Origin of the sequence: Paraglaciecola sp. L1A13 (assembly GCF_009796745.1) — a bacterium.
In the GTDB taxonomy this organism is placed as follows: domain Bacteria; phylum Pseudomonadota; class Gammaproteobacteria; order Enterobacterales; family Alteromonadaceae; genus Paraglaciecola.
Window position 1 is genome coordinate 602,615 of record NZ_CP047024.1, and the last position, 15,112, is coordinate 617,726.

A 15,112-nucleotide genomic window follows, 5' to 3' on the forward strand; every position below is an offset into this window, starting at 1 on the left:
AAAATTTACCGTGAAATTCCACCGAGTTACCCTACGCTTGTGAGTTAAATAGGTGTTGCTGCTTTTATCGAGAAAGTTTCAGTTGTCATAAAAGAGCAAAAGCAAAAGTACAGCTTCACTGCAAAGCCTAGAACGAGATCAAAGTCATCTCAGCTACCAAAGGACAGCAACCCTTACCCATCGATTCACAATCCCAAATTTACCTGTTTTACCTAAGTCACTTTTATAAAATATCCAGCTAATTTAGCCGGATATTTTTGTATTTTTCTACTTATTCTAAATCATATCTTCAAAAGGGTTTTTCATTCTTAAATCGATAGGATTGGCAAATCCGGAAATACGAATTTCTTGATCGTTCATTTGAATATCATCGTCTTGGATAAGATCCTGGCCAAAATGATAAATAGTATCAAAGTTGCCTTGACTGGCTGATAGATCGTAGGCCTTGGCTTTTTCACGTACTTGTTCACGGCGAGATTCATAAGCCGCAATATCTTCAGTGCAGTATCGCTTAGCGAGCATGGTATTGACAACGTGAGGTGATAATACCGTCGCAGTGGCATTGTTACCGCCAAATCCTTTGGAGTTTAGGAAGGCAACATCAACATTTCCTGGGCCTTTATCGATATCGGTTATTGAAATATTTAAGCGTTCATCAAATACATCATCTGCCACTTTATCGATGGTTTTAATACCCGGAATGAATCCATGTTTAAATACACCAAGACTCACCACTAACTGTTCGGCGCTCGCCGGCGACAACGGATGACCCACATACGCTTTTGCCGCAGTGACGGGCCAGTTTTGAATATCAAAAATCTTTGCCACTTCATGAAAAATACGTGATTCTGTGGTGCGGTTGGCAGGCGTACTTGAACCATGAGCTTGAATAAACGAACGCTCGCGAACAGATTCATCACCCACAACCGCGCGGGCCGCAGATACAGCTTTAGCCATTGTGATGTAGTTACCTGGGCCGGGTGCCGATATAGATTTTTTATAACCATCAGCATTAATAAATACATCGCTTACTGCGCCATGAATATCCGCCCCTAGCTCTAACGCCAATGCATCGTCCATTAACACCACATATTGGGTCGATTCTGCGATGGTAAAACCACAATTTTCGCCAAAAGGACGACTTGCACGGCGATGGTCAACTGTTTCAGATTTGTCTAAACGTTTTAAATTGTCTTCGCTGGCAAGTGCGCCCATGGTGGCGTAACCATCAATTATTTCTGGCAATATGGGTGCTTCGGCATTGCCAACGACGGCCACACGGCGCTTGCCATTTTTTATATCTTCAATGGCAGCACTGAGGTTATAAAGGAAACTGGCACAGGCCCCAACAATTGCACTCGTATGACCAACATTACCTAGCACATAAGCATTCACAAAGTCAGCAGGCATAGTGTTTAAGCCTAGAGGGCACTGCTTAGTACTGACTCGGCCACCTTTTAAGCGTGATTGCAACATGCCACCAAAACCGTTTTCATCCAGCTGCGACATGGCATTACTGGCGTATACGCCTATTTCATCTGGTTTGACTGCATTGACTATGGTTTTCCATTCCATGCCTAATGAACGAATGGCATCTGATGCACCCATAATAGCCATTTGTAAAGCGCGAGGATGAAAGCGGGCATTGTAGTGATCTTCGGGTTTAAATCCGCTGGGTAATTGTCCTGCTACTTTTACTGGGCATTCACGATAACTGTCTATTTTGAGATCTACTTCGCCGATAATTTCAACGTTCACTCGGTCTTTATTAATATCAGTTAACTGCCAATTTGTCGGTATTGGGTCAGGTAATTGTTTACGGGGCAATTCAAAACAAATGCCTATTTTGTCTGTAGACTTCATAGTGATATTTTTTTGCCAATGCACGGCATTTACATCGAAGTGGCTTTTTTCGATTGTGCGAATGAGGGTCGAATTTAAAATTTGCTCTGAAAAGCGTTTAACCACTTCTTCTGCCGTTAAGGTTTGTTGATTATTTTCAATCGCATTATCAATAAAGAGACCGTTTTCGCAACGCACCAACTTCATCATTGTGGCCAAACCAAGCAGGGTTTCTTCTCGTTCATTCACAGGTAAACTTTCTATTACCATTCGTTTGTAAGCGTGATGAAATGAACTGCGACCTGCGGCATTAAAACCACCAAATCCGACGATGACCGGTAATGAAGACATACTTAAGATACCAAATGTTTGAGTATCCGCAGTCTACTGTCTAGATTTGTGTTCTGGCAGGGTTATAATGGCCATAAAGTGTGGTGTTTTAGCCACTGGTTCGCTATCTTGGCCCAAGACACCCAAAAATTGCCTAAGCTGACTTGTGCATAAAATTACCTTTTTACTTTGCGATAATATGCTGGCCACTAGCGCGACTTTGCCTTTTGAAATGTTACGTGCCGCCGAAAGTGCTGCTCGTGCAAAAGAAGGTAGCCAAGTTGAAGCCGTGCTTATTCAAACAACGTCCATAGATAAACGACCAATTAAAACCAGTATTGGTTTTTCCTTGTTACCCGATACCCAACTCGAAGAAGTGGGTGACAGCGATATTATTTATTTACCTGCTCTGTGGCGAAACCCTCGGCCAATTGTAAAAAAACACCCCGAAATTTTAGCGTGGTTACGTAAGGCTTATGAAAATGGAGCGATGCTCTCAGCAGTAGGCACAGGCTGTTGTTTCTTAGCTGAAGCAGGGCTGCTCAATGATAAACCTGCTACCACTCACTGGCATTATTTTGATCAGTTTCAACGAGACTACCCAAGGGTCAAATTAAAACGTCAATACTTTATTACCCAAGCTAGCAATCTATACTGCTCAGCTAGCGTGAATGCGATGGCCGACCTTACCGTGCATTTTATTAAACGGCTCTATGGCGAAGCGATAGCCAGCGTTGTTGAGCGAAATTTCTCCCATGAAATTCGCCGCCCCTATGAAAACACAAGTTACTTTGAAGGCAGCACAAAACAGCACCCCGATGAGGAAATAGTACAAGCGCAAATTTGGTTGCAAGACAATTATAACCGGCAGATTAACCTGAGCGAGGTAGCGGGGCGCTTTGAAATGAGCGTACGCACATTTAACCGCCGTTTTAAAAATGCCACCGGACAAACACCGCTACGGTATTTACAAAAAGTCCGTATTGAAATCGCCAAAGACTTATTACAAACAAGTAATCTAAACGTAAGTGAAGTAGCAGATAAAATTGGCTATCAAGATGTGGGGTATTTTACCTCTTTGTTTGTGAAATTATTGGCTACTTCGCCGCGGGAATACAGAGCAACAGTCCGAGCTAAGTTATTTACTGCTGATTGAAAACGGCTATGTTTTAGACGCTTTTTAAAACCGCATACTTTGATAAGCGAAGGGCATAAGGTGCACACAGTTCGCAAAGCGAATTCCCCGCACGCGTAACGTGTAGAGTGGCCGTAGGCCATAAGCGAACGAGTTCGAATAAAATCCAGGTTTTATCAGCGCAGTGTTGCCAACGTCAGTGATATCATAGCTTTATTACACATTTTACAGGGTGCCTGACATCGTTTTTAGTCGGCATCTAACTTAGGAGAAAAATGATGACTCTTGATAATGACACTATTACAGGCACAGGCACAGGAATCGGTATAGGCACGCAAACACCCGAGCAAGCATTAGCCACATTGAGCGATATGACTCAAGACCTTGTGCCAATTCAGCCAGAAGAACACTTAAAGCGTATGGCTATAGCCCAAGCGTATATGCAAGCCCATAATATCGCCGCTATTTATCTAAATGCAGGTACCAACCTTACATATTTTACCGGTATGAAATGGTATGCCAGTGAGCGCATGGTAGGGGCCATTCTGCCAGCAAAAGGCGCTGTGCAATATATCGCGCCTTACTTCGAAATTGGCAGTCTAAATGGGTTTAAAGTCATAGATGGGCCAATACACGGCTGGCAAGAGCATGAAAATCCTTATGGCTTATTTGTTGACGTCCTAAGACAACTAAACATAGCCGATACCGCCACAATTGGTATAGACGAAAGCGCGCAGTTTTTTATATTCGACGGTATCAATAAAGCCCAAACTGGCTTAACGCTCATCAATGCACAAGAGGTTACTGCCCATTGTAGAATGCATAAGTCTGCTAGCGAACTAGCGTTGATGCAAGGGGCGATGAATATGACCTTAGCCGTGCATCAAGCAACCGCAAGTATGTTGTACCCAGGAATCAGCACCACAGAAGTAGAAGCTTTTATTGAACAAGCACACCAAAAGGTTGGTGCGCCGGGCAATTATTTTTGTATTGTGCTCTTCGGGATCGCGACTTCATTCCCACATGGTGTTAAAGATCCGCAAATTCTCAAGGAAGGGGATGTCGTGTTAATCGACACCGGCTGCAAAGTGTACGACTATATATCTGACATTACCCGAACGTATGTATTTGGTGAACCAACGAGTCGGCAACGACAGTTTTGGGGCGATGAAAAAGCCGCACAACTTGCTGCCTTTAACGCCGCCCAAATCGGTGTGCCATGCGAAGACGTCGATGCAACGGCTCGTCAATACTTAGCCTCACAAGGTTTAGGCCCAGAATACCAAACACCCGGTTGTCCACATCGTACCGGCCATGGCATTGGGTTAGATATTCACGAGTGGCCTTATTTGGTTGGCGGCAACAAAACCCCACTCGCCAAAGGCATGTGTTTTAGCAATGAACCTATGCTGGTTATACCCGATGAATTCGGTATTCGATTAGAGGATCATTTTTATATGACCGATGAAGGTCCGCGCTGGTTTACCCAGCCAAGCGACAGTATTGATAACCCTTTTGGTTTGCACGAACCTGCCTCGTAATACATCAGTTGGTGATTAAGCAAAAAGAAGCCCGTAGACCTTAAGGTCTGCGGGTTTTTCAAGGCTTTATGAGTCGTACGAATTGGCGGAGTGTCGGGTAAACTTACTTTGATGTCACCGCTCTACAGCACCAAATGACGTGCCACTATATTAAAAGTTATATGAGGCTGACACTCTAAAGCTGCGCGGGGTACCAGGTTGTACCCAAACATCTGCAAATGAGTTGGTGTAATAATCTTTATCAAATAAATTATCTACTTCAGCCCGCAACGAAATTGACTCCGTTATTTCATAAGCGACGAACGCTCTGACAATGGTGTAGCTAGGTAGGGTGAAATCGGTACCAAAGTAACCATTTCTTTTATCTACGTACACTAAGCCACCACCGACTTCGAACTCTTTACCGTCTAGCTCAAGCAATTGAACCAGTTGTAGACTTAGTTGTTGCTCAGGCACATTAAGTAGGTCCGTCCCTGCTTCGATTGTGTAACCAAAATTGGCATCAAAAAAGGCATTTTTCGTTTTCGCATCTACATAAGCATAAGACGCCCAAAGAGTTAATCCATCTGCAATTTCGCCATTGATGTCAATTTCAATGCCTTGACTCTCTGCTTCTCCAATCGCTGCAAATGTGAAGTTGGTTGGATCATCAACCACGAGAAGATTGTCTTGCTCGACTTTGAATATGGCAATCGTTCCAAACAATGCGCCATCGTTCAGTGTGAATTTAATGCCTGCTTCGGCTGAGGTCGACTGGTTTGGCTCGAAGCCGTCACCGCTGCTGTCGGTACCTGATAAGGGGCGGAAATTCTCACCATAAGACGCATACACAGACAGCGTATCAGATGCCTCATACACAATACCAAACTGCGGACTGACCCGCGTTTCTTCTTGCTTTGATTGGCTATCAGATAAACGGTTATTTAGGGTCTGTTGATAGTCATCAAAACGTGCGCCGATACGTATATCAAGCTTGTCGGTTAAGCTAATTTGATCTTGCACAAACACGCCAAGTGATTCTTGTGTTTCAAGGCGATCTATTTGTGTAGAAAAATCTGTTGCTAGTTCACCATAAACAGGGTTGAACACTTTGATGTACTGCTCGGTAGTGCGGTCACGCAGCGCAAATTGGTCATTCTCAAACTTGTCTGAATCAACACCAACTATTAAGCGATGTGCTAATCCAGCGACTTCTATGTTACCGGTAAGTTCAGCGCGAAATACTTGATAGGTTGCATCATAATCACGGTAGCGGCGAAAGCGATCCACTTCTTCGTCAACGATGCCATCAAAACCTGTTTCCGTAGCGAAGCCTTCTAATGAGGTATCACGATAGTTAACACCTACTAATGCACTCCAGTTTTGGTCAAAGTCATGTTGAAACTCAACTTGATGCCCTAATACGTCGCCTTCCATGGGGCCGTCGCCGGGCTCACCTAAAAAGCGGCTTTGTGGAATACGTCCAAGCTCACCATCTATCGCTAACACACCTCGGTCGAAGGGAACTTCTTGGTGAGCGTATTCTAATTCGTAAACTAGGGTACTTTCATCGCTGATATCCCATGCTATTGAAGGGCTAAAACCTTGTTTTGTGCTTTCAATGGTATCGCGAAAACTGCCTGCATCTTCAAAGAAGCCTACAAAGCGCACCGCTACTTCGTCTGATACTGGGGTGGTGTAATCTATATCCGCTCGGTATGTATCATAGCTACCTGCAGATATCTTTATTTCGCCCGCGGTATCAAATGTTGGGCGCTTGGTGACTAGGTTTACTGTGCCGCCAGGTTCGCCACGGCCAAATAGTGCCGCGCGTGGGCCTTTTAATACTTCGACTGTCTCGATACCTGATAGGTCGCGAGAGCCGCCAAAACCTCTGCCCGCATTAAAACCATTTACAAGGTAGTTACTGGGTAGGTTTTCATCACCCACAAATCCCCGTAAAGCAAAGCTGTTCCAAAGGCCGCCAAAATTATTCTGACGAGCAACAGATGCAGACAAGTCTAATGCTTGGTTTAAATCAATCGCACCTGCATTTTCTAATGCTTCAGAATTTATTCTTAATTCTGATTGAGGGGTTTCTAATGGGCTAAAGTTGCCTTGATAAGCTTGACGAGACCCAACAATGCTGACCGTTTCGATGGGATTTTCTTGGTTTACGTTTTTTGATGCACTTTGCTCATCTGCTGCAACGACTTGATTGACAAACAGGCTAGCTAAGCAGGCACTGAGATAGGTGAGCTTTAGCCCGTGTGTACCAGAGTTCATGGTGAAACCTTATTGATAGTTTAATTGTTATTTTTGTGTCGATTGAACGCCATCGGAATCGCAATCGTCTCGTTGTTCAATAATGAGTTTGTCAAAACTAGGCATGCTAGCTAGATTCCCTTTGTCAAATTCGCCCTTAGCGAATAGAAAGGGGTAGTGAAACAATCGAAGCTGTCGATGGAACGCCCGTACTTGTTGCTCGTAGTTAAAAGCGGCAATTGCGTCTGTATCAGCAAGGCGAGTTAATAGCCGTTGCAGTAACAAGGGTGGGGAAAGTAATGATGCATAACCAGCTAACGCGTATTTTTTCTCGGATGCGGCGCGATATTCTTCAGATATTGAAGCAGCGGCTTGATCGCCTACCTGTTGAAATGCGTAATACCATTTCCACTCAAACATACTTTCCATGGCGACATTATCCTTCCATTCAGGATGGGTTGCGGTGAACGCATTCATAGTGACTTCTTCAGGAATATCCCATGCGTCATTTACTGCTTCTCGCTGAATCAGCACTATGTCGCCACCTTTAGGAGAATGGACAAGTTTGTTGATGATCAAGTCGCCTAGAATCGGTGTTATAAAGGCGAACAACACCCATATTCCTATTAACCCAGAGGCCACCTTAGGGGCACTGTTTGCATTTTTGCCCCAATAAACGCTTAATATCGTCCAAAACGCCAAATAGATGAAACAGTAGAAAGATACCAGTCCTACAGCATCAAGTGACGTACCACTCACCCAAGCCCCTGCATAAAATGGCAGCATTAGGCACAGAAAAACTGACATGAAACGTATTGCTCCACGCGCTCCCCATAAAGCCCAAGGGGATTTTGCGGTGGTGACTAACAAATCATGCCTGCCACTGCTGCGTTCGCTGGCGAATAAGTCATGGAACAGCAAGATAATAATGAGCGGCGAGAGGGCACTTATTACGAAGACAAAATCGATTTTACCGGCTTGGGTGAGTTCCGCATTTTGAGTGTCGCTTTCGTAGATTTGCCCCTCTATGGCAAGCATTTTAATGCGATGCTTCCATGGGTAAATATCGCGCTCACCTAAGGCCGCAAAGGCTAAATCCGAAGGTGCTGAATAAGTAAGATGAAAACTGTAATAGGCCAGCGACCCGATGTCGTCATACTTTTGCTGTGCTTCAGTACGGTCGGTTAAATCGGCCACTTTTAAGCGCTCGATTGTTTGCTGCTGTTGCTCAATTTCATTTAAGCCACTGTATACTGAAAAACCAGATATTAAGACGGTGCAGCCCAATAGCACCAGTAGGTATTTCTGACGCAGCATAAATCGCCATTCGCGACTAAGCTGTTTAAACATATAACTCATACTAAGCGTTTCCCTACCAGTCGAATGACAAATATTAGCGCCGCTATCCAAGCTAGCAACTGTAAAAAAGCAGGTACACTTCGTTTTAATCGAAGGGTGGGCTTATCAATACCAAACGAGAAATCTTCTAACACTTGCCAGTTTTTGGCTTCTACTCGCGCTTTTTGTGCCGCATCAGCGTCTGTATTGCGAGCCATGTCATCTTGGTAACTAAGTTGCTCTACTTGAATCTTATTTAAGCCTTGCACAAAGCTAAACCTAAGGGCTTCAGCCTCACGTAGAAATCTATGGTGGGTTTCTATACTGGTACCTGCTGTGTTCATCGACAATGTACGAACTGCCACCATAGGTGATAGCCAACCGAAATATCTGGATACATTTGTTTGGGCTAACTCTGTTTGCATACGTTGTTCTGCAAACTCATTCAAAACCCCCGTTAATTCTGCTTCCGATGCCATTGCAATTGCACCTCTATAGTTGATAGGAAGCTGCTCAATTGAATCTACATCGTACTGTTTTAATAAAGACGTTTTTAATTGGGCAAATGCAGGGTCGCTGGCATTGTGACCATCACCTAATTTTCTGAGTTGTGCGATAACAGCAAAATCAGTTTCTAGCTTTCCTGCCGTGGGGACTGCCGTCATTGCGGTAGAGCTGGCAACTCTTGGCATCACCACACAGAGTAATATCCAGGCTAATGTCAGTGCAGTGAAGCTTTCACTGTTTTTTGAAAATGCGCTAGAAAATAGCAAAACCAACAATGCCCATACTGTTAGATAAAGAGCGTACCCCAGAATAAATCCCAAAATAGCGGCAACACTTTCCCCTTCATGCAGGCTAAAAAGCGCCGACACGGATAACGGGACTAAAATAAGGCCGATGACCGACAGTAATGCCAATCCCTTACCTGCAATTAGCGTAAAGCCTGACGTACCTTGAGATAGCAGATAGGTAAGTGTTTGGGATTCACGCTCTCGACTTACCGAGCTGTAGCCAATAAGGATGAGTAGCAACGGAGCTAAGGTTTGTACGATAAATGCCGGCGTCAGATTGCCAAGCTGAGTTAATGCTGTACTTTGTTTTTGGTCAGCGAACATTGCACTGTTTTGTCGATGTCCTTCCAGAAATATGGAATTTCCAGTGTAGGCATCAACGCCAGGGTCTAAGGCACTGAGTGGCGATGGGGCTCTAAAAGCATAATGTCCATAATGCACCATTCTATGTGGGTGTCGGTCAGGCTGGTCAACAAAGGTCTGCTGTGCATTGCTTTGTAATGCATGCCTAGTATGGCTTAACTCCATTGTATTAATGGCAGTCACTATGACAGATGATAAAGTAAGTAATAATCCGATTGCCAATACTGATATTGCTAATTTAGAGCGCAACCAATAACGCCATTCATCTTTGGCGACAATAATAATTTTTGCGAAGCTCGCTATTGAAAATGAATTATCACTCACGCTGCGCCTCGTTGAGCAAAGGCCGCGTGCACCTGTTCGGTTTCAATTTGTCCGTTTTGCGGGGCTGAAAACTCGCCCACAAGTTCGCCATCTCGTAATAAGCCAATACGATCTGCCACTTGACAGGCACCGTATACGTCATGGGTGACCATTAATATGGTGGCGCCGCCTGATGCAAGTTCTCGGACAAGTTGGTTAAATTCATCGATAGCAACGGGGTCGAGGCCGGAGGTGGGTTCATCTAATAAAAAGATCGGCGCTTCACGCAGTAAGGCCAACGCAATTGCGGTTTTTTGTCGCATGCCCTTTGAGTAAGTTTGCATGTGACGATCACGAGCATCTTTTTGTAAAGCAACGCGATTAAATGCTTGGTTAATCTCATTATCTGATTTTTTTATATCAGCTAATGACAAAAAATAATTGACGTTTTCACGGGCTGTTAGATGTGAATATAAAGTCGCCGATTCCGGTAAGTATGCGGTCCTTTCACGCACTAGGTTAAGCGCGTCTACCACTTCCTTGCCATCAACTTTCACCGATCCGCTGCTTGGAGCATTAAACCCCAAAAGGGTTTTTAACGTGGTTGATTTACCCGCGCCATTGCCACCGAGTAAAGCGTATATTTCACCTGCTTCAACTCGGAAGTTTAGATTTTTTAGAATAGGGTTATTTTTTATATTGACGCAAAGTGAACTTGCTTCAATGACGGCCTTAGCCTGATCTATTTCTGGCACACAAAATCCGTATCGTTATAATATATCAATGGTTATGTTATATTATAACGACTCGGGCTTGCAACCGAAAAATTATAGCAAGTTAAAATTTTTTATCTAACTGATAAGAAATCCCGTGGGGTGTTTTATCAATAGAAGGTTTGCTGCAGGAACGAATATTATTATTCCGGCTTTCTAAGATATCAACGCTAACGATTTGAGCAACGTTCAAGTCAATTGCTATCAAAAAATCTTTAATCTTAGGTCTTATATATCACTCTCAAGGCGTCGGGCTTTGAATGATGTCATCAATCCTATTATGAATATTCCTCATGTATCAATGAGATTATATCAATTTTATTCATCTAATCTTCCGCGTATAAATCCCATTCAGCTCCTAGCTTCAGGTCTTAAGACCGTTGGTTCTTGTTTAGGCCACATAAAAAGAGCAAAGAATGTATTTGGGTTTTATACAGAAATTGGATATCAGAAGGTCATGAATAAAGATTTTGCATTTACTATTAAGAACATATCCCTCGATGAAAACTATCATCCTTCGGACAGCACACGTGCTACCACGAACTTTGCTAATTTAGCCAGAGGTGAAAGTCGCCAACAAAACTTAAGCAACACGCTCAAGATGATCGACAATAGTTTTAATGCCTTAGCGTATTGGGATAATCCCAAAGGCGATCGTTATTCTGTAGAGCTTGAAATCATTTCTGTTGATATGGATGTGGCAGGCAGTGGTGAAACCTTTCCCTCTATTGAGATATTAAAAACCAATATTGTTGATCATAAAACCAACGAACGCATTGAAGGTATTGTCGGCAATAACTTTTCATCTTACGTGCGTGATTATGACTTTAGTATCTTATTGGGTGAGCATAACAAGGGCAAAAGCCAATTTAGCATTCCAGATAATTTTGGTGAATTGCATGGCAAGCTCTTTAAATATTTTGTGAACTCAAATGCGTATAAAGAGCATTTTAAAAAGCTACCTGTTATCTGCCTAAGTGTGTCGGATAACAAGACTTATTATCGAACTGAAAATCAGCATCCTGTTTTGGGCTACGAATACCAGCCAAATGAGTCGTCACTGACTGAACAATACTTTAAAAAAATGGGCTTACAGGTGCGTTATTTTATGCCGCCGAATAGTGTTGCGCCTTTGGCTTTCTTTTTCTTTGGCGATTTACTGAATGATTACAGTAATCTTGAGTTGATAAGCACGATCAGCACAATGGAAACCTTTCAAAAAATTTACCGACCTGAAATTTATAATGCCAATACCGTTGCAGGACATTGTTATCAGCCAAACTTGAGCAACCTAGATCATTCGTTAACCCAAATTGTGTATGACAGAGAGGAGCGCAGCAAGTTGGCGTTTAAGCAGGCCAAATTTGCCGAGCAGCACTTTATCAAGCCCTATCAAACCGTGCTTGAGCAGTGGTCTGCCAATTACGCGCTTTAAATAATCCAAACTACTTATACACAAAGGCTTAGCAGTATTTATTATGAAAACAGTTACTCAGAAATCAGCGACGATTACCCCATTACTACCCACTTCAACCGCAGGCAGTTTACCTAAGCCATCGTGGCTCGCAGAGCCAGAAGCGCTATGGTCACCGTGGAAATTAGAGGGCCAAGCACTTATTGATGGTAAGCACGATGCGTTACGTGTGTCGTTACATGAACAACAACAAGCAGGAATTGATATTGTCAGCGATGGTGAGCAAACACGCCAACATTTTGTAACGACCTTTATTGAGCATCTAACCGGTGTTGACTTTGAGAACCGTAAAACCGTTAAAATTCGCGACCGCTACGATGCCAGTGTACCCACGGTCGTTAGCGCTGTTTCCCGGCCCAAATCTGTGTTTGTAGAAGATGCCAAGCTGTTACGTCAGCAAACCAAGCAGCCTATTAAATGGGCGCTGCCAGGCCCCATGACAATGATCGATACCCTCTATGATGATCATTATCACAGTCGCGAAAAGCTCGCCTGGGAATTTGCCAAAATCCTTAATCAAGAAGCCAAAGAATTAGAGGCCGCAGGTGTGGATATTATCCAATTTGATGAGCCAGCCTTTAATGTGTTCTTTGATGACGTTAACGAGTGGGGCATTGCATGTTTAGAGCGTGCCATTGAAGGCCTAAAGTGCGAAACGGCTGTACATATTTGCTATGGCTATGGCATCAAAGCCAATACAGATTGGAAAAAGACCCTGGGCTCAGAATGGCGACAATATGAGCAAGCCTTTCCCAAATTGCAAAAATCGAATATCGATATCATCTCCCTGGAATGTCATAACTCTCACGTGCCTATTGAATTACTTGAACTGATCCGAGGTAAAAAAGTGATGGTAGGGGCCATTGATGTGGCAACCAATACCATAGAAACCCCAGAAGAAGTCGCCAATACCTTGCGAGAAGCACTCAAGTACGTTGATGCCGACAAGCTCTACCCTTGCACCAACTGCGGCATGGCACCGTTATCACGTGATGTGGCAAGAGCCAAACTAAGCGCATTAAGTGCTGGCGCTGCAATCATTCGACAAGAGCTAACCCTCACCACTTAGCGCCAACTAAGGAAAAGTGTCTGTATATTGATAAAAAACAAAAAAAGTCCGAATATTGCTATTCGGGCTTTTCAATTTAAAAGGGATATTTTGAGTGGAATATCATCTATCGGGTTGCAATATGCTACTTATGTTAGACTTATCTCATTGTTTTTATTTGTTATTTTAACTTTGTTGATAATAGGCACCCAAAAATATCCCCCTAGATTTTAAATGCTGCTATTTTCAATACGATATTTCGCATAACATTAAATCCAGCACAGCAAATTAACTGGGTTTTTATTGAGTTTTGTAATCAGCAAGTCGTTTAGCTCTGTTTTTCATTCCTTTAAATATTGCGTTTTTTATGTGCACTGGGAAATCTCTTTTTAGCTGCCGTTCAACTCGAGTAATTACCGAGTCTAGATCATTAACTACCTGAGTCATTATATTCACCATCATTTCAATATCGAAGCCGACATCTTTGGCAGTATCTAAGAAGTGCCTTGGAAAGATATCATTTATCAGGTATTTCTTTCCTTTTGTCGCCTTTAGCCCCATCGCTAGCTTTGCGTCTCGAATATTCAATCCTCTTCCACCCATGACAGGATAGACCGATAAAATGTCGTAAAATGGGGTAAGAAAATATGCTCCACCAGCGTGAATATGAAGAGAGAAGTTCTTTGCATGCCCATCTGTCGCAGCCAACAACCAAAATAGTAGCTGCGACTTCATAAAATCCAATCGATCTTTTTGCGAATTCATAGAGCCAAGCAAATAATCCATAATTTTCTTAATACTCGGACCACCGTGACTTTCATATTTTTTTGCCGATGGAACATTTAAAGTTTGGCAAAAATCTTCTTGTGGCAATCGCATGATCCACTCGCCATCTGAAGAACGTCTTCGGTCGAAGCGCTCAACAGCAAGTGCCCTTATATCTCCAACTTTGATAATTGAACATTGTGGAACATCCAATCCAAACTCTCTCACAATCATCATGCACAAATATTCATTTTCAACACTGTCGGTCATATCAATAATATGTGAATGAGTCTTTATTTCACCGATTGGTAGTTTCATAATATGTGTAGTTGGCGTGTTTTTTAGAGGTAAATGCCACTGTCCTTGAAGATTTAATAACGCTGTTTTTTCCTGAGCACCTGCTAGTGAAATCCTGAAGTCCTCTTCTTCTTTTAACATACCTAATGGCATATCAGACTCATAGCCTTTTAGAATTTTTTCTAAAGCCTTGTTTGACAGTGGCTTACTTTCTATCTTCTTTACATCGGGAGCGGGTTGTTTGTGGGGTATTAACTGCAAAGCGCCAACGCTGTCTTGACCTATTTTTTCCAGTAAATCAAATGCTTGTGTAGATTGCGCATCATGACGAGCAACAATTTTATTTCTTATTTCAATAGTATCGGGTAATAAATTATCAAAGAAATTATAGACATCAGTCCCCATATATTGTTTGCGTTGCAATGGCATAGAAAGTGATATTGGGCGACTTCCGGGGGTTTCTAGCCACTTGAGTCCATATTTAAACATATGAGATCCGTTTGCCGACTTAGTGAACTCCCCTATTAAATAGCCATTCATATAAACATCTAGAATAGCCATTACCATTCTTCCTTCCATTTGCTATCACTTGTATTAATGCTTGCCGCACAGCTGTTACCTTGCTGTTGTTCTGACAGTGTTGAGTTCCTTACTTTAACTTCTAATTCAAGATTTAAAGCAGATAGAATCTTAAATAAGGTGTTTAATTTAGTAGAATCAGGGTTTAGCTCAAAACTTGAAATGGTGTCCTGACGAATACCCACTTTTTTTGCAGTGTCTGTTTGAGATTGCTTTTGATTTAGACGAATATCCTTTATATATGCACTAAGCTGCTTTGAATTTGTCACCTTCATAGTTATTTACC

At 42.8% G+C, this 15,112-nt stretch carries 11 protein-coding genes; 4 read left to right on the forward strand and 7 right to left on the reverse strand.

Annotated elements, in window-relative coordinates:
* Positions 1-276 precede the first annotated feature (276 nt).
* Entirely contained in the window at positions 277-2,193 is a 1,917-nt protein-coding gene (locus GQR89_RS02515; RefSeq protein ID WP_158768603.1) for a beta-ketoacyl synthase, read from the reverse strand.
* 145 nt (positions 2,194-2,338) lie between these two features.
* Between GQR89_RS02515 and GQR89_RS02520 the strand changes: the two genes are divergently transcribed.
* Positions 2,339-3,328 carry a GlxA family transcriptional regulator gene (locus tag GQR89_RS02520; RefSeq protein ID WP_158768604.1) on the forward strand — a complete coding sequence of 330 codons (990 nt, stop codon included), beginning with the start codon at positions 2,339-2,341 and terminating at the stop codon, positions 3,326-3,328.
* Between the two features lie 254 nt (positions 3,329-3,582).
* The gene (locus GQR89_RS02525; RefSeq protein ID WP_158768605.1) at positions 3,583-4,848 is read left to right on the forward strand and encodes a Xaa-Pro peptidase family protein; all 1,266 of its coding nucleotides are present in this window, start codon (positions 3,583-3,585) and stop codon (positions 4,846-4,848) included.
* 150 nt (positions 4,849-4,998) lie between these two features.
* Here GQR89_RS02525 and GQR89_RS02530 read toward each other — a convergent pair whose 3' ends face one another.
* Genes GQR89_RS02530 through GQR89_RS02545 form a run of 4 tightly spaced genes read right to left on the reverse strand, consistent with a single transcriptional unit; the run spans position 4,999 to position 10,645 of the window.
* The gene (locus tag GQR89_RS02530) at positions 4,999-7,113 is read right to left on the reverse strand and encodes a TonB-dependent siderophore receptor (protein ID WP_158768606.1); all 2,115 of its coding nucleotides are present in this window, start codon (positions 7,111-7,113) and stop codon (positions 4,999-5,001) included.
* A gap of 27 nt (positions 7,114-7,140) precedes the next feature.
* Positions 7,141-8,451 (reverse strand): DUF3526 domain-containing protein, encoded by a 1,311-nt coding sequence (locus GQR89_RS02535; RefSeq protein ID WP_158768607.1) that lies wholly within the window; start codon positions 8,449-8,451, stop codon positions 7,141-7,143.
* Entirely contained in the window at positions 8,448-9,911 is a 1,464-nt protein-coding gene (locus GQR89_RS02540; protein ID WP_158768608.1) for a DUF3526 domain-containing protein, read from the reverse strand. Before GQR89_RS02540 ends, GQR89_RS02535 begins: the two co-directional genes overlap by 4 nt.
* Entirely contained in the window at positions 9,908-10,645 is a 738-nt protein-coding gene (locus GQR89_RS02545) for an ABC transporter ATP-binding protein (protein ID WP_158768609.1), read from the reverse strand. The genes GQR89_RS02540 and GQR89_RS02545 overlap by 4 nt, the downstream gene beginning before the upstream one ends.
* Before the next feature lie 475 nt (positions 10,646-11,120).
* Between GQR89_RS02545 and GQR89_RS02550 the strand changes: the two genes are divergently transcribed.
* A complete protein-coding gene (locus GQR89_RS02550; protein WP_158768610.1) occupies positions 11,121-12,098 on the forward strand; it encodes a DUF1852 domain-containing protein in 978 nt (325 codons plus the stop codon).
* Between the two features lie 73 nt (positions 12,099-12,171).
* Positions 12,172-13,206: a methionine synthase gene (locus GQR89_RS02555; RefSeq protein WP_158772109.1), complete on the forward strand. Its 1,035-nt coding sequence runs from the start codon at positions 12,172-12,174 to the stop codon at positions 13,204-13,206.
* Between the two features lie 279 nt (positions 13,207-13,485).
* Here the strand turns inward: GQR89_RS02555 and GQR89_RS02560 are convergent, their stop codons facing one another.
* Entirely contained in the window at positions 13,486-14,808 is a 1,323-nt protein-coding gene (locus tag GQR89_RS02560) for a type II toxin-antitoxin system HipA family toxin (protein WP_158768611.1), read from the reverse strand.
* Complete coding sequence (locus GQR89_RS02565; RefSeq protein ID WP_158768612.1) at positions 14,808-15,101, reverse strand: helix-turn-helix domain-containing protein; 294 nt, start codon at positions 15,099-15,101, stop codon at positions 14,808-14,810. The genes GQR89_RS02560 and GQR89_RS02565 overlap by 1 nt, the downstream gene beginning before the upstream one ends.
* Positions 15,102-15,112 lie beyond the last annotated feature (11 nt).